This is a genomic window from Salsuginibacillus halophilus, from assembly GCF_003014715.1.
GTDB classification, from domain to species: Bacteria; Bacillota; Bacilli; order Bacillales; family Marinococcaceae; genus Salsuginibacillus; species Salsuginibacillus halophilus.
The window spans coordinates 95941-115208 of the sequence record NZ_PYAV01000009.1; the positions used below are offsets into that span (position 1 = coordinate 95941).

14 protein-coding genes and 1 other annotated feature are annotated in these 19268 nt (G+C 44.6%); of the genes, 3 read left to right on the plus strand and 11 right to left on the minus strand.

Annotated elements, in window-relative coordinates; translation table 11 throughout:
• Positions 1-66: 66 nt before the first annotated feature.
• The 8 genes from B0H94_RS10090 to B0H94_RS10125 all read right to left on the minus strand — a co-directional run bounded on the left by B0H94_RS10090 (position 67) and on the right by B0H94_RS10125 (position 12919).
• Positions 67-1767 carry a long-chain-fatty-acid--CoA ligase gene (locus B0H94_RS10090; protein WP_106589140.1) on the minus strand — a complete coding sequence of 567 codons (1701 nt, stop codon included), beginning with the start codon at positions 1765-1767 and terminating at the stop codon, positions 67-69.
• 389 nt (positions 1768-2156) lie between these two features.
• Entirely contained in the window at positions 2157-4514 is a 2358-nt protein-coding gene (locus B0H94_RS10095; RefSeq protein ID WP_106589141.1) for an endonuclease MutS2, read from the minus strand.
• Between the two features lie 29 nt (positions 4515-4543).
• Positions 4544-6253, minus strand: coding sequence for a DNA polymerase/3'-5' exonuclease PolX (polX, locus tag B0H94_RS10100; RefSeq protein ID WP_106589142.1), 1710 nt, complete (start codon positions 6251-6253; stop codon positions 4544-4546).
• A gap of 74 nt (positions 6254-6327) precedes the next feature.
• Positions 6328-6867 carry a CvpA family protein gene (locus B0H94_RS10105; RefSeq protein WP_106589143.1) on the minus strand — a complete coding sequence of 180 codons (540 nt, stop codon included), beginning with the start codon at positions 6865-6867 and terminating at the stop codon, positions 6328-6330.
• A gap of 6 nt (positions 6868-6873) precedes the next feature.
• The gene (gene zapA, locus B0H94_RS10110; RefSeq protein ID WP_106589144.1) at positions 6874-7131 is read right to left on the minus strand and encodes a cell division protein ZapA; all 258 of its coding nucleotides are present in this window, start codon (positions 7129-7131) and stop codon (positions 6874-6876) included.
• Positions 7132-7841: 710 nt separating this feature from the next.
• Positions 7842-10271, minus strand: coding sequence for a phenylalanine--tRNA ligase subunit beta (gene pheT, locus B0H94_RS10115; RefSeq protein ID WP_106589145.1), 2430 nt, complete (start codon positions 10269-10271; stop codon positions 7842-7844).
• Positions 10272-10285: 14 nt separating this feature from the next.
• The gene (gene pheS, locus B0H94_RS10120) at positions 10286-11320 is read right to left on the minus strand and encodes a phenylalanine--tRNA ligase subunit alpha (protein ID WP_106589146.1); all 1035 of its coding nucleotides are present in this window, start codon (positions 11318-11320) and stop codon (positions 10286-10288) included.
• A 57-nt stretch (positions 11321-11377) separates the two neighbouring features.
• Positions 11378-11612, minus strand: a binding site (T-box leader).
• A gap of 551 nt (positions 11613-12163) precedes the next feature.
• Entirely contained in the window at positions 12164-12919 is a 756-nt protein-coding gene (locus B0H94_RS10125; protein ID WP_106589147.1) for a TrmH family RNA methyltransferase, read from the minus strand.
• Between the two features lie 94 nt (positions 12920-13013).
• On the opposite strand from B0H94_RS10125, the gene sspI reads away from it, so the two are divergent.
• Entirely contained in the window at positions 13014-13226 is a 213-nt protein-coding gene (gene sspI, locus B0H94_RS10130) for a small acid-soluble spore protein SspI (RefSeq protein ID WP_106589148.1), read from the plus strand.
• Between the two features lie 693 nt (positions 13227-13919).
• On the opposite strand, the gene B0H94_RS10135 is transcribed toward sspI, so the two are convergent.
• The gene (locus tag B0H94_RS10135; protein WP_106589149.1) at positions 13920-15005 is read right to left on the minus strand and encodes a M42 family metallopeptidase; all 1086 of its coding nucleotides are present in this window, start codon (positions 15003-15005) and stop codon (positions 13920-13922) included.
• 259 nt (positions 15006-15264) lie between these two features.
• Here B0H94_RS10135 and B0H94_RS10140 point away from each other — a divergent pair, with 259 nt between their 5' ends.
• Entirely contained in the window at positions 15265-15663 is a 399-nt protein-coding gene (locus B0H94_RS10140) for a sigma-w pathway protein ysdB (RefSeq protein WP_106589150.1), read from the plus strand.
• Between the two features lie 66 nt (positions 15664-15729).
• Here B0H94_RS10140 and arsA read toward each other — a convergent pair whose 3' ends face one another.
• Positions 15730-17451 carry an arsenical pump-driving ATPase gene (arsA, locus tag B0H94_RS10145; protein ID WP_106589151.1) on the minus strand — a complete coding sequence of 574 codons (1722 nt, stop codon included), beginning with the start codon at positions 17449-17451 and terminating at the stop codon, positions 15730-15732.
• Between the two features lie 33 nt (positions 17452-17484).
• Positions 17485-17838 carry an arsenite efflux transporter metallochaperone ArsD gene (gene arsD / locus B0H94_RS10150; RefSeq protein WP_106589152.1) on the minus strand — a complete coding sequence of 118 codons (354 nt, stop codon included), beginning with the start codon at positions 17836-17838 and terminating at the stop codon, positions 17485-17487.
• Positions 17839-17967: 129 nt separating this feature from the next.
• Between arsD and B0H94_RS10155 the strand changes: the two genes are divergently transcribed.
• A complete protein-coding gene (locus tag B0H94_RS10155; RefSeq protein ID WP_106589153.1) occupies positions 17968-19263 on the plus strand; it encodes an arsenic transporter in 1296 nt (431 codons plus the stop codon).
• Positions 19264-19268: the final 5 nt, after the last annotated feature.

Below are 19268 nucleotides of genomic sequence, written 5' to 3' on the forward strand. Positions count from 1 at the left end.
TTCGCTTTTCTTGAAAGGTTGTCTAAATGCTGACGCACTGCCAAAATTGACAGTGCGCCTTGTTTATTATGCTTCTTTTTCTTTTTTACGCTTTTCTTCTTCTTCCTCGACAAGGACCCGCCGTAAAATCTTTCCGACCATGGTCTTTGGAAGTTCTTCGCGGAATTCGTATAACTTCGGTACTTTAAAGGCAGCCAGGTTCTTACGAGAGAAAGCTTCGATCTCTTCACTGGTCAGCTCAACATCTTCTTTTGGTACGATGAAAGCTTTCACAGTTTCTCCGCGATAAGGGTCAGGTACACCGATCACTGCAGCTTCCTGTACACCTTCATGTTCATAAAGCACTTCTTCAATTTCACGTGGGAAAATATTAAATCCACCAGCGATAATCATATCTTTTTTACGGTCAACGATATAAAAGAAGCCATCTTCATCCATGTAACCCATATCGCCGCTTAAAAACCAATCATCTTTAAACACAGCAGCTGTATCCTCCGGGCGTCCCCAATAACCTTTCATTACTTGTGGACCACGAATCATAATTTCGCCAATTTCGCCGGGAGGTGCAGACTCACCTGTTTCCTGCTTTAAAATAGCAAGCTCTGTATCCGGCCAAGGAATGCCAATACTACCATTCTTTCTTTCTTCCCAAATCGGGTTTGAAGCAGCAACTGGAGAAGTCTCTGTTAACCCATAACCTTCCACCAGCCGGCCGCCGGTCAGAGACTCAAATTGATCTTGCACCTCACTTGGCAGCGGCGCTGAACCACTAAGACAAGCTTTAATCGATGACAAATCATACTTATGAATATCAGGATCATTAATTAGACCGACATACATGGTAGGCGCACCAGGGAACAACGTGATTTTCTGCTTTTCGATCGTTTTTAAAACATCTTTTGGATCGAATTTAGGTAAAATCACTAAAGTAGATTCGTACATGATTGAAATGTTCATCGCCACTGACATGCCATAAACGTGGAAGAATGGCAGAACAGCAAGTATACGCTCGTTCCCTTTTTCCATGCGATACATCCATGTCCGGCACTGAAGTGTGTTGACGACGAGATTGTAATGAGTGAGCATGACGCCTTTAGCAGGCCCTGTTGTACCACCAGTATATTGCAGCAGTGCTAAGTCATTTTTCGGGTCGATTTCAACTTCCGGATCTTTTGGCGTACCGTTTTTTAACAAAGATTTAAAAGCATGCGTCGTGCTATCATAATCTACTTCAACTTTCATCCCGGTGTTTTTCTTTTGAACAAATGGATAAATTAAGTTTTTTGGAAACGGCAGAAAGTCTTTAATACTTGTTACAATGACATGCTCTAAATCAGTGTTCGCACGCACGCTCTGCACCCTTGGATAAACAAGGTCTAAGCAGATCATAATTTTTGCACCAGAGTCTACCATTTGGTGCTCAATTTCACGCTCTACGTAAAGTGGGTTCGTTTGAACAACGATCGCACCGGCAAATAGAGCTCCGTAATAGGAAATGACAGACTGTGGTGTATTTGCAAGCATAATTGCAACACGGTCACCTTTTTCAATCCCTAAACTTCTTAGTTGGTCAGCTACGCGCAAAGCCTGATCATACAGCTCACGGTACGTGAGTGACGTACCCATGAAATGCGCTGCTTCTTTTTCCGGACTGTTTGTTGCTGATTCCTGCAGATACGACTGCAGCGATCTTTCTTCGTAAGTCATTGATGCCGGAACAGCTTCTGGATAATTGGACAGCCAAACAGGTTTGGTTTCTGTCTGCATGCAACACTGCCTCCTTTATTGACTCTTCTCTTGTAAACATTCCCCTCTAACTCTATTTTATTGCAACCGCTTTCATTTTAAAAGACAATTTTAAAATTTTTGAAAATTTTTCTTTTGGAGTGAGGTTTCTATTTTCGTTTGATTTTAATAACACTTTGTGAAGAACAGCCTGAATATGAGATGAAAACAAACATTAAAAAGCGAGTACCTGTAGAAATCGTACAGATACCCGCATTGTTCACTTATAGGCCTAAACCATTTTACGGATCAAGCAATAAAAAACAAGTAAATGAAACCTGCTAGAATAAATCCAGCACAACAGATGAGCAGTACTTTCCATAACGTATCCACACCAACACCGCTTTCCTCACAAACTACATTTAGCGCAATTATTTTAACTCGACGACGGTGTTACCGATACCGCCTTCGTTCATACCACCATCGCGGGTATTTTTAACGTTCGGATGTTTTTTCAAAAGCTCTTTCACACCTTTACGAAGCGCACCGGTACCTTTCCCATGTATAATATCTACTTTTTGAAACCCTGCAAGCACAGCTTCATCCAAATATTTTTCAACACGGTGCATCGCTTCGTCGTAACGCACACCACGCAAGTCAAGTTCAGGCTTTACGTGCTGGTTCGATTGCACACGCGCTACCGGCTTAGGTGACTGCTTTGGTTCACTTTTAATCTTTTCCATATCATCTTTTTTGACGTTCATTTTCATAATCCCAAGCTGAACTTGAAACTCATTGTCGCTCACCTTTGCAAGCACTTGTCCGCGCTGGTTAAAGCTGATGACTTTCACCTCATCACCTAGTTCAATCGCTTGCTGTTTTCGTGTTTTCTCTTTTACTTTTTCCTGCTTCTTTGCAGTTTTAGGTGCTGCATTTTCAAGCTGTTTACGCGCATCAATCAACTCATGCTCTTTGACCTCCAAGCCTTCTCGCTGCAACTCACGCAAGTACTCAATAATATCTTCAGCGTCCTGCTTCGCTTTTTTCACTTCTGCTTCTGCCTGTTCACGAGCTTTTTCCAGTTCTTTTTCTTTTTCCGCTTGAAATGCTTCAAATTCTTTTTCAAGCTCCCTGTGAATCTGCCGGGCATCCCGCCGGATTTCTTCAGCTTCAAGCACGTCTTGTTCTGCGAGCTTTTTCTGTTCTTCAAGTGATGTAATCATCTGCTCAACTTCTCGCGTCTCCTGGGATACGTGCGTTTCAGCCGAGTTGATCACATCTTTATCCAAACCGAGCCGCTGGGAAATCGCAAATGCGTTACTACGACCTGGCACACCGGTTAATAAACGGTATGTTGGCTGCAAGGTATCTACATCAAACTCTACACTTGCGTTCATGACTCCTTCACGGTTGTAGGCGTAGCCTTTCAATTCACTATAATGCGTAGTTGCTACTGTACGTGCGCCTCGGGATTTCACTTCATCAAGAATTGCTACAGCAAGTGCCGCTCCTTCTGCAGGATCTGTTCCTGCGCCAAGCTCATCGAACAGCACAAGACTTTCATGATTAATCATATCCAGCATTTCCACAATGTTTGTCATATGCGAGGAAAACGTACTTAAGTTTTGCTCAATCGACTGTTCATCACCAATGTCCGCACAGACCGTCTGAAATATACCAGCTGTTGAACCTGAAGCCACAGGTAGAAACAAACCGGACTGGGCCATTAATGTTAACAATCCTACCGTTTTCAATGTCACCGTTTTACCACCAGTGTTCGGCCCGGTAATGACAAGTGATTGATACTCATCCCCAAGAGCCACATCAATCGGTACGACTTCGTCTTGTGGAATCAACGGGTGGCGCGCCCTGCTGAACTCAAGCATTTGCTGATCAACAAATGTCGGACGTTCAGCTTTCAAAGACACTGCGTAATAAGCTTTTGCAAAGATAAAATCAAGACTCGCAAGAATCGCCACGTTTTCGAGCAACCCACCTGTGTTATTCATTACAAGCGTCGAGAGTTCACGTAATATCCGCTCGATTTCATCCCGCTCATCAGCTTTTGCTTCGCGGAGCTGATTGTTCAATGTTACGACAGACTGCGGCTCGATAAATAGCGTCGCGCCAGAAGATGATTGATCATGAACAATACCGCCGAATGCGTTGCGATACTCCTGTTTTACTGGGATCACGTAACGGTCATTTCGGATCGTCACCACCGCGTCTGAAAGCTTCGCCTGATGATCTGAAGAGCGAGTAAGCTGTTCAAGTTTACTACGTATACTTGATTCTGTCGTTTTTAACCGTTGACGAATCCTCCGCAAATCCGAGCTTGCGCTATCAAGCACTTTACCGTGATCATCAATGCTTTGTTTAATTTCCTGCTCAAGTCCCTGCAGGGCATGAATATCTTCTACTTTTGCTTCAAGACGGGGGAGCTGTAATAAATCATCATCAATTAAAGAGCGGATAAAAGTTTTCAATTGATAACCAGCATGAATTGTTGCGCTTATTTCAATAAGTTCACTTTCATTGAGCATACCGCCGATTTCTGCCCGCTTTATTTGCGGGCGAATATCGAAAATGCCGCCGCGCGGTGCTTGTCCTTTTAACCGAATGACAGCTGCCCCTTCATCAGATTCTTCCAATTGCGCCTTGATATCAGCATAATCAGTCATCGGCTGAAGTTCATCTACAGCGCTTCGTCCGAGTGACGAGGCTACATGCTGTTTCATCTGGTCTTTCATTTTATCGTACTCTAACAGCCGGAGGACCCGGTCATTCATGACAAGACATCCTTTCTATATCGAGCCGCTTAATCTTTGGCAAGCCAGCGGCGCAGTGTTTCGTATGTCCATGTGTTTACAATTTGTTCAGGTTTGAGTAAAGCTTTACGGGCCATACCGACGCCGGCACTCATATGCTCAAGCATATCAACCTTATGCGCGTCCGTATTAACTGCAATCATAACCCCAGCAGCTTCTGCCTGCCGCAGCCAGTACGCATTAAGGTCAAGACGATTTGGGTTGGCATTTAATTCAAGCACCGTATTCGTTTCAGCCGCCCGCTTCATGAGCCATTCTACATCAATATCGTAGCCGCTGCGAGCTCCAATCAACCGCCCGGTCGGGTGCGCAATCATGTGTACATGAGGATTACTTAGCGCTTGCTCTAAACGGTGATGCAATTCTTCTTGCGTTTGTGAAAAAGCCGAATGAATGGATGCAATCACAAAATCAAGCTCCTTTAACAGATCATCAGAAAAATCCAGGGTGCCGTCTGGCCGAATATCCATTTCCGTCCCAGCGAGCACTTCAATGTCTTGTTTTTCTTCATTCACGCGTCGAACTTCTTCGATCTGTCTGCGGAGCCTTTCCTCATTCAAACCATTGGCTACCTGCAAAAACTTTGAATGGTCAGTTACAGCCATATGCGTATACCCTTTAGCACGAACGGCATCCACCATTTCTTCAATTGAAAAACCGCCGTCACTCCAAGTTGTGTGCATATGCAGATCTGTTACAATATCAGCTTCAGCGACCACGTTGTAATCACTTTGAAAAACTTCGGTTTCATCTCTGCCGCTCCGCGCTTCAGGGGGAATGAAATGCAGTCCGAAATGTGCGTAAAACGCCGTTTCATCAACAAAAGTCTGTATATCTCCAGTTGCTTGGTTCTCTACACCATACTCGCTGATTTTTTCGTCCTGCCCTTTAGCAAGTTGACGCATAAGTACATTATGATCTTTTGAGCCTGTAAAGTGATGCAATGTTGTAGCAAATTGTTCGTCAGTAACGAGACGGAAATCCACGCCAATATGATATCCTTTGGCAAGGACAAGTGACACTTTCGTTTCACCATCCGCTGTAATTTCTTTAATGTCCGGCATGCTTGTTAACTGCTCTCGTACAGTGGCTGCATCGGTTGTGGATATAATGTAATCGATATCTTTCACCGTTTCCTCCATACGCCGGAGACTACCTGCACGCTGCCAACGTGTGATCCCGTCCATTTCAGTTAAATACTGCTCCACCGTCTCAGCAACGGGCAGCATTTCTGCAATCGGCAGACGTTCCGGACGGCTGCCTGCTTCTTTTAAGGCAGTTAAAATTTTTTCTTCAGATTTGGCTCCAAAACCACTTAAAGCCTGTACTTCTTTATGATCACAAGCTGCCTCCAACTCTTCTGCGCTCGTTACACCAAGCTCTTGATACAAGCGCCCAATTTTTTTCCCGCCAAGCCCAGGCAGTTTCAACAGCGGAAGGAGCCCTTCTGGTACTTGTGCCTGCAGTTCTTTTAAAACGCTGCTTTCTCCTGTATCAATATATTCTTGAATAACGCCGGCTGTCCCTTTACCAATTCCACTTAGTGCAGCTGGGTTATCAATTTCAGCTAAAGACCGTTCGTCCCGCTCCAGTGCCTGGGCCGCTTTACGGTAAGCGGATATTTTAAATGTATTTTCTCCTTGAATCTCCATATATGTTGCAATATCTTCAAGCATGGCAATGATATCTTTTTTGTTCAACACGTCTGCCTCCTTTAATCCTTGTTCGACGAAAAAAGAAAACTTGGCGGCGCCAAGCTTCCCTTCGTTGTCCTTTATCGTTCATCTACCCATAAGCTATACAGCCAGTCAGATAAAAATGGGGTGTTTTCAACCATCAATCGTGCCACAAGCGAGTCGCTAATCACCGATTGAATGAAATCAACAGGCAATAATAGCGCAACAATGAACACAACAAATAAAATGAGATAAGTTTCAATAAAGCCGAGCACACCACCTAAAAACCAGTTGACCGTACGGAGCACCGGCAGTGTGGACACAAAATCCAGCATTGAACCAATAATTTGAAGAACAATTTTCGTTAAAAAGAATAATAGCGCAAAGCTGATCCCATTGTAGTACACGTCTTCAAAATAAAATGATGAAAGCAGCATGCCTTCACCGTCTGCTGGATCTAAGAAATCAGGGTATGGAATGAGCATAACTAAATGCTCTGCTAAATCGTCGTAAAATATAAATGCAACAATTAAAGCTGCAAAAAAACTAACTAAGTGAATGGCCTGTAATATAAAGCCTCGCCTAAGGCCAATAAAAAAGCTTCCGATGAGTATGAGTAATATTATCAAACTAAGCATAGCAATTTAATCCTCGTCTTTCTCCAGTCGTTCCTTCTCCGTTAATGCTTGTTGTTTCAGTTGATCATCCATTACATTGATCGCTGTTAAAACGGCTAAACGGGTGGTATCCAAGTACGGGTTGATGCTTTTAATCTCACGCATTTTTTGATCGACCGCGCGCGCAACGTTTTGCACGTGCTCTGGTTCATCTTCACCCACGACCGTATACTGTTGTCCATATATGCTTACAGTCGTACGCTGTCGCTCCTTTCCTTCAGACACGTTGATCCCCCTATTCCACCTGCATACACATTCGTAACAGATCTTAAACTATCCTCAATAATAACAGAATACGACATTGTTGAAAATATTCCGGGTGAAAGGATCATAAAGTCTATCAAAGGAATCATTACATGATTACATTTCCACCTGCAAAAAACGTTCACGAAACAGCCGGCACCTATGAGGTAGAAACGATGCTGCCCGTCATGTACGGACAGCATCGCAGGCTGTAGACAAAGTACAAAACTTAACATTAACTTACAACTTACTGCTTCAACCGCCGCTGGCTGCCCTATTAAGAGAAAAAACCGAATTATGAACGTAACCTTCACCCAAGACGGACGCTTTCCCGAGGGCTTGGCTTCAGCTAACTTGTTCGATTGATTACCAATCGAACAAGTGGATCTTCGGCCTGCGCTTAATCCTCTGGGGGTCGCCGTCTTTTGTTTCGGTTACTTTTCAATTTACAGACTATCATCATTTCTAATAGATAATGTTTGTTATGAAATTGACTTATGTAGATATTGCTTAATTAAAAGAACCTCTACAATTTATGACCATCAAATGACGCAAGGCTGACGAGCGCCGGCGGCGACGCCACCAAGATCAGCGCGAGCCGAAAAGCGACGTCAGACTGCGCTTTTCTTGAAAGTTTGTCTACACACTATGATGCTGCCCGTCGTGTCCGGACAGCATCGAATAAGGTTATTTTAGCTGCGTAAAGCTGCGCCTGCTTTACGTTCAAGGTTTTGTACGATGTTTTCATGAACATGAGAAACTTCATCGTCTGTAAGTGTTTTTTCCGGATCGCGGTAGCGGAGCGAGAAGGCAAGTGACTTTTTACCTTCTTCAATGTGCTCTCCTTCATAAACATCAAATAAGGCGACAGATTCAAGCAATGGCTGCCCGCTTTCTTCAATGATCCGAGCAACTTCTCCAGCCGCAACTGAGCTTGAAACAACTACTGCTAAATCACGCGTGACAGCTGGAAAGCGTGGTAAAGCTGTATATTTCACCGGGTCAGCATCAAGCTGCAACAGCTTTTCGATATCAAGTTGAGCTGCATATACCGGAGCCAAATCGTATGCTTTTTGCATTGACGGGTGGATTTCACCTATCACACCAAGCTTTTCACCGTGCACTTCGATTTCTGCTGTACGACCAGGATGAAACCCTTCCATAGCCGTATTTGGCACAAAAGCGGCCGCTTCAAACAAGCCGAGCTCCGTTAACATCCCTTCAATGACTCCTTTAATTGTAAAGAAATCAACCGGCTGCTTTTCGCCGCGCCACCGGTGGGACTGCCACGTACCCGAAACTGTAAGAGCGATCATCTCTCGTTCATTCGGCTGTTTTTCTACGACAGGTTCATCACTTAAAAAGACCGATCCCATTTCAAATAAAGCGGTATCTTCCATCTGACGGTTTCGGTTATAGCTTAACGCTTCCAACAAGTGAGGTATCAAACTTGTCCGCATGACACTGCGATCAGCGCTCATCGGCATTGCCACATGCACCGGGTACTGCTCAGCATGAGCCGGCAGGCGGAATTCATCCTTGGCATCGTCTCGTGTTAATGAGTACGTTACAGCCTCATGTATCCCGGACATTTCCAAGAAGCGGCGAACACTGCGGCGGCGTGCTTGGTATTGACTTAAGCGTCCTACAGTCGTCGTACCTTCAGGCAGTGTCGAAGGGATTTGGTCATAGCCGTAAATCCGGGCAACTTCTTCAGATAAATCTTCTTCAATCGCTAAGTCTGCACGACGCGGCGGAACATAAACGGTTAAATGGTCTTTGTCTTTTTGTACCTGAAGATCCAGCCGTTCAAAAATTGCTGTAATTTCATCTGTCGACAATGCTGTGCCGAGGCGATTATTAATTTTTGCAGCTGTTGTTGTGATCGTCTGCTCCGTTCCCGGACGGTAATCCGCTTCTACAGTACCGTACAAAACATCGGCTCCTGCCAAGCTCTCAAACAGGCGGGCAGCGCGCTCAGCGGCCTCCGGTGTACGGCTCGTATCAATGCCCTTTTCAAACCGAAGACTGGATTCACTGCGCAAGCCTAAATCTTTCGAAGCACGGCGAACGCTAGAGGAGTTAAATTGCGCTGCTTCAAGCAGAATTGTCGCAGTAGCGTCTGTCACTTCTGATTCTGCACCGCCCATGACACCCGCAACAGCATGTGGCTTATCGCCATTTGTAATGACTAAATGCTCTGGCTGTAATGTACGTGTTGTTCCATCAAGCGTTTCGATCGTTTCACCGTCTAAAGCACGGCGGACCAGGACTTCATTTGAAGCGAACGCATCAAAGTCAAAAGCATGCAGCGGCTGACCGTACTCAAGCAATACAAAGTTTGTAATGTCTACAACATTGTTGATCGGTCGGATCCCTGCTGCCATCAATCGCGTTTTTAACCAAAGCGGCGATGATTGAAGCGTTACATTATGACATACTTTCGCACCGTAATACGGCGCATCTTCCGGTACATCAATTTGTACGCTCACTTCATCTGCAGCATTGCCGCGCTTTGTGCCGTGATCAATTTCCGGCAGCTTCATTTCACGCTCGAGCAGCGCCGCCATTTCATAAGCGAGTCCGATCATACTTAAGCCATCTGCCCGGTTTGGGGTTAAATCAAGTTCCAAAACTGCATCATTCAATTGCAGCAGCTCAGCTGCATCGGTACCAACTTCAGCTTCTTGCGGAAGCACTGTAATACCGTCTGCTTCTTCTTTTGGAATAACGCTGTCGCTTATACCAAGTTCATTTAAAGAGCAAATCATTCCTTGTGATGGCTGTCCTCGAAGCTTCGCTTCTTTAATAACCATACCGTTTGGAAGTTCAGCGCCAGGAAGTGCTACAGCTACTTTCTGCCCTTCAGCTACATTCGGTGCACCGCAGACAATCTGAGATGTGCCATCCCCGGTATCCACCTGGCAAACGGATAATTTATCTGCTTCCGGATGTTGACTAACCTCAAGCACTTCACCAACGACGAGCTGCTCAAGCCCGTTATGATAACGGTGGATATGATCAACCTCAATCCCGCCGCGCGTTAATTTTTCCGCTGCCTCTTCCGCAGTCAAATCGCTTATATCAATGTAATCATTTAACCATTGTAGTGATACTAACATGTGCTCACTCCTCCTTACACTCGTTTGAATTGATCAAGAAAGCGTTGATCGTTTGTATAGAAATGGCGAATATCATCAATGCCGTATTTCAACATTGCAAAGCGTTCTACGCCCATGCCGAACGCAAAGCCGCTATACTCTTCAGGGTCGAAACCACTCATTTCAAGTACATTTGGGTGAACCATACCGGCGCCAAGAACTTCTATCCAGCCTGTATGCTTACACACACGACAGCCGGTGCCCCCGCAAATCCCACAGGATACATCCACTTCTGCAGAAGGTTCGGTAAACGGGAAAAAGCTCGGCCGGAGCCGGATTGTACGGTCTGCTCCAAAATACTGCTTCACAAACGTTTCTAAAACTCCCTTTAAGTCGCTCAAGCGAACGTTTTTATCAACGTACAGCCCCTCAACCTGCATAAACTGGTGAGAGTGGGTAGCGTCGTCTTCATCGCGGCGGTATACTTTGCCTGGACAGACAATTTTCACCGGCCCCTCTCCACCTTTTGTCTCAAGCGTTCGTGCTTGAACAGGAGATGTTTGTGTACGTAGGAGCAAGTCATCTGTCACGTAAAATGAATCCTGCATATCCCGCGCCGGATGATCTTTTGGCAGGTTCAACGCTTCAAAGTTATAAGCATCGGTTTCAACTTCCGGTCCTTCAGTAACATCAAAGCCCATACCGATAAAAATATCTTCAATTTCTTCTACCACCGCTGTCAGCGGGTGCCGGGCCCCGCGGCGTACTGGGCGACCGGGGAGCGTAACATCGATCGCTTCTTCTGCTAAACGAGCTTCAAGTGCTGCAGCTTCAAGCTCTTCATTTTTTTCATCAATTGCACTTTGAATCGATGTGCGCACTTCATTCCCTTTTTGACCGACTTTTGGGCGCTCTTCTTCTGACAAGCTCCCCATACCGCGCAATACTTCTGTGATCGGTCCTTTTTTGCCTAAGTACGTAATACGAATTTCTTCAAGCTGTTTCACATCTTCAGCAGCAGCCACTTTGGCAAGCGCTTCTTTTTCTAATTCACCGAGACGTTCAATCATCGTTTTGCCTCCTTTAAGTTTTGAGCACAGTAAAAAACCTTCGCTCCTTTCACGACGGAAAGGGACGAAGGTTTCGCGGTACCACCCTTTTTAACAGCCACTTCGGCTGTTCACTTCTCATCAATAACGATCCTTAAAAGGACCGGGGCAACCTTAACTTCCAACATTGGAAGTCTTCCGGCGCCAGCTCCAGAGTGAATTCGCCCAGTCCTAGATGAGAACGCTCTCAGTCAACGGCTGTTCCTCCCTGTCAAACGGGGGCCGGGGTACTACTCTCCTTCTCTGCTGTTCACTTTACTCGATTTTTTTATATTATACAAAAAAACACTTGAAAAGACAAAGGCTCAAATTAACCTTACAGTGTGTAGACATATTTTTAAGATGAACGATGGCTGACGTCGCTTTTCGGCTCGCGCTGATCTTGGTGGCGTCGCCGCCGAGGCTCGTCAGCTTAGCGTCATTTGCTGGTCATGAATGGTAAAGATCCATTTGATCAAGCCATATCTAAATGAATCCATTCCATAACGACGCTTTATGAGTGATCCAACGAACCATACACAAAAGACAAATGTACAAGTGACTGAAACGAAAGACGGCGACTCCCAGAGGATTAAGCGCAGGCTGAAGATCCACTTGTTCGATTGGAAATCAATCGAACAAGTTAGCTGAAGCCAAGCCCTCGGGAAAGCGCCCGTCGGTAGTGTTGGTTACGTTCATTGTTCGGTTTTATCCTCTTCATAAGGCAGCCCGCCGCTTGGAGCAGTAAGCTGTGCGTTAATGTTAGGTTTTGTACTTTGTCGACAGTCTGAAAAGTTCAAATCAACCTTGCATCACTCAACTGATTTATCCTTTACGTAAATGATATAACAAAATCCCAGTCGCTACAGAAACGTTTAAAGACTCGGCGTCCCCGTGGATAGGAATATAAACGTTTTGGTCTGTTTTTTCAAGCAGCTCCGGCTTAACTCCTCCCCCTTCGTTACCAACAATTAAAGCAAATGATTTCAGGGGAGCAAGTGCTGTATGGCTTGTACCTTCAGCAATTCCTGTACCAAGAATTGGAACACCCTGCTCCTTCAGTTGATCGATCCACTCTTCAAGCGGTCCTTGAATCACAGGGATATGAAATATTGAGCCTTGCGTTGCCCGCACCGCTTTTTCATTATAAACATCCGCTGATCCTTCACCAAGGATGACACCTTTAGCGCCGGCCGCATCTGCGGTACGAATCATTGTACCTACGTTTCCAGGATCTTGAATTTCATCAAGCAGTAAATAAATGCCTTCTACAAGCTTTTCAGGCTTAGAAGGTATCATGCATACTGCAACCAATCCCTGCGGATTTTGTACACCAGTTAACTCTTGAATAACCTGTTCGTTTACGAGGGCCGTCGGAATATTGTAACGGCCGGCAACGTCAGGTACTTTATCTGGATCATCCGCAAAAATCCGCTCGATTTCCCTGCCGCTTTTCAATGCTTCTTCAATTAGATGCGGGCCTTCAATTAAAAAGCGCTCATCACGTTCACGGTACTTTTTATAGCGCAGCCGTTTTGCATCTTTCACTTTTTGATTCTTACTTGACTCAATTCGCTCCATAATAGCCTCCGTCCTTATGTATATTTTCTCATTGTCGGCTCAACCTATGTAGAAGATCGTACATTTATTATACATGAGAAGGAGGTTTTCGGGTATGAGCATTAATTTGCGTCAAGCTGTCATGTCTAACATTTCCGGAAGCAGCAAAGAAGATATGGAGGCAACCATTCAGGATGCACTTACAAAAGGTGAAGAAAAGATGCTGCCTGGCCTTGGAGTTTTATTTGAGATGTTTTGGAAACAAGCAGACGAAGATGAAAAGGATGAGATGGTGAAAACGTTATCTAAAGAAGCTCAAAATGTATAGACCCGGATTCTAGAAACGAGAAGTTGACGGTCGTTTTGCTATGTTAATGCTACTTTGACGTCGTTTTTTCTTGACGTTTGAAATCGCCTATCGCTTGATAATAATGAACGCAACCTTCACTTCAGACGGACGCTTTCCCGAGGGCTTGGCTTCAGCTAACTTGTTCGAATAAAAACCATTCGAACAAGTGGATCTTCAGCCTGCGCTTGATCCTCTGGGAGTCGCCGTCTTTCGTTTCGTTTACTTTTAAATTTGCGGATCATCAATCCCCTTTTGGATATCACGTTAGGAGTACCACTTCTAGATACAAACATTTGAACCACCCCCACCTACGCTAAGCTAAGAGGTGGGGCATGAATCGCCTAAACAAGATAAAATGACTTTTATCATCTCATTTTCGAATGATATGAAGAGCGGTTGCCCCCATCGTAAGGATCGTAGAAGATTTGGCTTTCAGCTTGCTCGATCATTTCATGCACCACACGAGAAACATGGCTTTCCGGAATATAATCGCTGAAATTTATTGATAGAAGAAGCTGACCCATGGTATTTTATTTAAATATAAGAGATCTTCCTTTCTTTGGTGGGTGTGGTTACTTTCCATTGTTCAAAAGGATGATCTCTTTTTTAGTGTTCAAATCTGGAAAAAAAGGAAATGGACTGCCCTTTTGGGACAGCCCCCTTCTGTTTTTATTATTCAAATGTGATGTTTTCAACAGTATCTTGATCAAGTTTTTTAATAACTTCTACAATCAGTTTAACTGCATTTTCAAAGTCATCGCGGTGAAGAATACCAGCATGCGTGTGGATATAACGCGTTGGTACCGTAATTGACAAAGCTGGTACGCCATTTGCAGTTAAATGAATAGCACCAGAATCCGTTCCACCGGCAGACATCGCGTCATATTGATACGGGATCTCGTTCTCCTCTGCTGTGTTAACGACAAACTCACGTACGCCGCGGTGAGAAATCATGGATGCATCATACACTAAAATTTGTGGACCTTCACCAATTTTAGCGCGGGCATCGCTTTCGTTCACACCTGGTGTATCACCGGCAATACCGACATCCACCCCAAAACCGATATCCGGCTGAATTTTTTGCGCCGATGTTTTCGCTCCGCGCAGTCCGACTTCTTCCTGAACCGTACCGACACCGTAAACTTCGTTCGGATGCTCTTCATTTTGCAGCTGCTTTAATACTTCAATGGCAATGGCGCAACCGATCCGATTATCCCATGCTTTAGCCATAAGCAGCTTTTCGTTTGTCATAACTTCAAAATCGCATATTGGTACAACAGAATCCCCCGGACGGATGCCAAACGACTCCGCCTCTTCACGGCTTGAAGCACCGATATCAATAAACATATCCTTTTTTTCAACCATCTTTTTCCGCTGCTCCGGCGGTAAGATGTGAGGTGGCTTTGAGCCGACAATTCCTGTAATATTACCATTTTTCGTCATAACGTTCACGCGTTGAGCAAGCATAACCTGCTCCCACCAGCCGCCAACGGTTTGGAACTTTAAAAAGCCTTTTTCATCAATATGTGTAACCATAAAGCCGATCTCATCTAAATGACCGGCAACCATAACCCGTGGTCCATCTGCTTCCCCCGTTTTTTTGGCGATTAAGCTGCCGAGACCATCTGTGGTAACTTCATCCGCATAAGGTGTGATATGCTTTCTCATCGCTTCGCGTGCTTCTTTTTCGTTTCCTGGGATGCCATTTGCGTCAGTTAACTCTTTTAACATTGTTAAGGTTTCATCCATGTTTGCCAACCTGACCCCTCCTGAACTATGTAATTCTATTAATGTGAGTAAGAACACATTGCATAAATTTAGTATAAACGGATTTGTTTCGTTTCTCAAACCTTTTCCGTAAAATGTGGAGAAATTTCAGTCACATGCTTAATCTCAAAAACGTAAGGGAATACATATAAGTAACGATATCGAAAAAGCGTATGCCAGCAACGACAAATGAGAAGCGATCGTATACAATGGAATTAGTAAGTGACGGCTGACATCAGGAGGGGATTGTATGGCAATTGTCTTGCGCCTGCTCATTCTAGCTGCGATTATCATCATCATTTATGCAGCTGCAAAGTATTTTTTCAACCCAAAACGCAAGCTCGAAGCTGCCCACGAACGGAGACAGTTCTTCTTTTTAGATGAAAAAAAGAACGTTCGCAAAAACTTATTCATTACCTACAAAGGTGCCATGTTTGAAGGGGAAAAATATTTAGGTACAACCGAGAATGCTTTTGAAATTGTTCATGTGATCGTTTGGCCGCAACGTAAAGAGAGATTAAAGGGTTTATCTACAGACGATTTTAAGTTTATTGAAAACGAAATCCAAATGGCTTACCCAGAAGCTGAAGTTGAATGGAAGAGTCCTGTAAAGGAACTGCTTGAAGAACACGGAAATCAATCGGAGTGAATAAAAGAACCTGCACCACAATGATGCAGGTTCTTTTTTTTTGCAAATGGTGCGGTCAACAAACGTTTACTGCTGTTGCCACGGTCTGACTATCACATTTTCCGCTACTTGTTCAGCTCGATTAATCCATGTCATTTCACCTGCAGCCCGCGCACGTAACAGCGAATCTTGAGGGACAGCTGCGCTTAAGCTTTGATTGATAAGCCATGTAGAAGGCGTTAACCCTGCTCGAATTAAATCTTTTTGCAAACGCTCTGTTTCATACACCGGTGTCGCCTCCGGCAGCGTTACGAGAAGGAATGCTGTCTGCTTTGGATCCCGCAACCGAGGTAAAAGCCTACGTATCGCTTGATCATCACCGGTTTTTTCCAGCAGCTCTCGATGGTACGAACCGGCTGCATCAAGTAAAAGTAACGTATGTCCTGTCGGCGCGGTATCAATAACAACATAATAATCATCGGCCTGTTCGACAAGCCGGCTGAATGCGTAGAACACAGCAATTTCCTCGGTGCACGGTGAAGCAAGCTCTTCTTTCATATAAGCAATCCCTTCTTCACCTAGTTCCCCCTCCATACTCGCCAGCACTTGTGCACGATATTTTTCCGTCTCTTTTTCTGGATCAATTGTGCGGACAGCAAAAGTACCAGAAGACGCATCCCGGTCTTCCCAGTGCGTGGCTGGATCAGTTGAGGCAAGTAAGACTGGGGCACCACGGTCAGCAAGCAGTTGTGCAATCGTTGCTGCTGTACTTGTTTTACCAACACCGCCCTTTCCCATTGTGAAAATTAATTGCTGTTTTGCCTTAAGCACTTCATCAACCCATGTCTCCAATGCTGTGGAAGACACCGGTACGGACGTCATTTCTAACTTCTCACCCCCACTGCCCGGTGTAAGCAGCTCTCGGGCTGTGGCTGGATTAACGACGCTCTGTTGCTTTAAATGCAGAATATACTGCGTCAAATGTGCAAGCACTTCCGGTTTTTGCTGTAAAGCTTTGAGCTGGCTTTGTTTAAACTCTCGGCTAACTTCATCCTCTGTTTTAACTTCTTGTTCTAAGAGTGGGTGCACCCCGTTTACAATCAACACCTGTTGAGTTAAACCGAGATCTCCAAGCTCTTCTGCACTACGCGCAGCTTCTTCTAAAGGCGCTTCTGCCGGTCTAGCCACAAAAAACATCGTTGTTTCTTCAACTTGTTTTAACCGTTCAAACGCTTCTTCATAACCCTGCTGTTTTTCCGTTAAACCAGAAAGTGGGCCAATACAAGATGCGCCGGTTGTATTTTCAGCAAAAAACTCGGTCCATGCCCCCGGAAGTTGCAAAAGCCGGAGGGTATGTCCGGTCGGCGCCGTATCAAAGATAAAATAGTCATATAAATCTCTCGCATCGTCAGAAAGCCAGCCGGCAAATTGATCAAAGGCGGCGATTTCTACCGTACAGGCGCCAGACATTTGCTCTTCCATTTGTTCTACAGCCGAATCCGGAAGAATGCCGCGGTACGGACCTACGACTCGTTCACGATACGCCTCTGCTGCTGTTTCTGGTTCTACATTCACTGCATGAAGGTTTCGTTGCTCCGGAATAACAGTTGGTTCACTATTTAAATTTAATGTAAATAAATCATCAAGATTAGAAGCTGGATCAGTACTCACGAGCAGTACTTCATAACCCTTGTCAGCAAGGCTGAGTGCTGAAGCTGCCGCAGTTGAGGTTTTTCCAGTCCCTCCTTTACCAGTGAAAAAATTATACTTTGTTTGAATATGTGTCCCTGGTACAAAATGTTGCTTCATAATGTTCCTCCCTCTACTTCAGCGTACCGATGGTTAGCGGATTTTTATATCTACACCCTTGGATTGACTTTCATCTAATTGCTTCAACTTAATACCTGTCCATGCTTCGAATTCTTCCTGTGACGGATAAGCACCCTCTTTGACAACCTTTCCATCAGCGAGCACAACCGGCAAGACATCCGCTCCTTTTGCATCAAGCAGTGCTTTTACAGCAGGCGTTTCCACAAAAGGGGCCGGCGCATTGCCAAGGTTAAATCGTTCTACCGTTATGCCCTTTGTTTTCAATGCCGAAATATCACCAGCTACTCTAGCAAGTTCCGGGTCTACCTCCGGACCACATACCCCAGTTTCACAACACATCGCTGGATCAAATACTTGTAATACCATTAAGTTATCCTCCTTAATTCGTTTCGTTTATTGATTGACATATAATTATATAATTATATAATAGTCACTGTAGGCTTCACATGCAACCAATGTGATTAAAAATCTATAACAGAAAGGAGGATCACCGCTTTGGAGATCTTTGTTGCTGTGATTATCTTTTTACTTACGCTTACTTTTGTGATCTGGCAGCCGCGCGGACTTTCTATCGGCTGGTCAGCTGCTGCCGGAGCTGTTCTCGCGTTGATTGCAGGTGTCGTTAATGTAAGCGATGTGATTGAAGTTACAGGAATCGTGTGGAATGCGACACTAACTTTTATCGCGATTATTATTATTTCTTTAATTCTTGATGAAATCGGCTTTTTTGAGTGGTCGGCCCTACATATGGCGAGGATTGCGAAAGGAAGCGGCATCCGCATGTTTGTTTATATTTCTCTGCTTGGATCAGTTGTCGCTGCTTTTTTTGCAAATGACGGTGCTGCGCTCATTTTAACACCGATCGTGCTTGCGATGGTCCGTGCGCTTAACTTTAAAGAAGCAATGATCCTTCCGTTTATTATGGCAAGCGGATTTATTGCTGACAGCACGAGCCTTCCACTCATTGTAAGTAACCTTGTTAACATTGTTTCTGCGGACTTTTTCGGTATCGGTTTTTTAGAGTACGCTTCACGCATGATTGTGCCGAACTTATTTTCCATCGCCGCAAGTATTCTCGTTTTGTTTGTCGTCTTTCGTAAAGACATTCCGCGTACGTACGATGCATCTCACTTAAAACGACCACGTGATGCGATACAAGATACAAAAATGTTTCGCATTTCCTGGATTGTTCTTAGTGTTCTTTTCGTCGGCTACTTAGTCGTCGAATTTATACACTTACCTGTCTCCTTTGTTGCAGGTATTGTCGCAGTCATCTTTTTACTACTTGCCCGTCGCAGTCCGGCTGTTGAAACACGTACAGTAATGAAAGGTGCACCGTGGGCAATTGTCGTTTTTTCCATCGGAATGTACGTTGTCGTTTACGGGCTGCAAAACGTCGGCTTAACCGATGTTCTCGCTGAAGGCATTCAAGCTGCAGCAGGCGAAGGTTTTTTCGCCGGGACAATGTTTATGGGATTTTTAGCTGCCATTTTATCGTCAATCATGAATAATATGCCGACCGTGATGATTAACGCACTTGCCATTGATGGTGCTGAACTGAACGGCTTAATGAAAGAGTTAATGATTTACGCCAATGTAATCGGCAGCGACCTGGGACCAAAAATTACTCCGATCGGGTCCCTTGCTACACTGCTTTGGCTGCATGTACTGTCATTGAAAGGCGTTAAAATTTCCTGGGGGTACTACTTTAAAGTTGGTATCATTCTTACGATCCCAACCTTGTTTATTACGTTAGCTGCACTTTACTTCTGGCTGTTACTTATTTATTAATTCAA

Excerpts from the sequence above, each read along its gene's own strand:
- arsA (WP_106589151.1), bottom strand. The coding sequence starts at position 17,451 with ATGAAGCAACATTTTGTACCAGGGACACATATTCAAACAAAGTATAAT.
- B0H94_RS10140 (WP_106589150.1), top strand. The coding sequence starts at position 15,265 with ATGGCAATTGTCTTGCGCCTGCTCATTCTAGCTGCGATTATCATCATC.
- B0H94_RS10090 (WP_106589140.1), bottom strand. The coding sequence starts at position 1,767 with ATGCAGACAGAAACCAAACCTGTTTGGCTGTCCAATTATCCAGAAGCT.
- arsD (WP_106589152.1), bottom strand. The coding sequence starts at position 17,838 with ATGGTATTACAAGTATTTGATCCAGCGATGTGTTGTGAAACTGGGGTA.
- sspI (WP_106589148.1), top strand. The coding sequence starts at position 13,014 with ATGAGCATTAATTTGCGTCAAGCTGTCATGTCTAACATTTCCGGAAGC.
- B0H94_RS10095 (WP_106589141.1), bottom strand. The coding sequence starts at position 4,514 with ATGAATGACCGGGTCCTCCGGCTGTTAGAGTACGATAAAATGAAAGAC.
- B0H94_RS10125 (WP_106589147.1), bottom strand. The coding sequence starts at position 12,919 with ATGGAGCGAATTGAGTCAAGTAAGAATCAAAAAGTGAAAGATGCAAAA.
- B0H94_RS10105 (WP_106589143.1), bottom strand. The coding sequence starts at position 6,867 with ATGCTTAGTTTGATAATATTACTCATACTCATCGGAAGCTTTTTTATT.
- pheS (WP_106589146.1), bottom strand. The coding sequence starts at position 11,320 with ATGATTGAACGTCTCGGTGAATTAGAAAAAGAAGCGCTTGCCAAAGTG.
- pheT (WP_106589145.1), bottom strand. The coding sequence starts at position 10,271 with ATGTTAGTATCACTACAATGGTTAAATGATTACATTGATATAAGCGAT.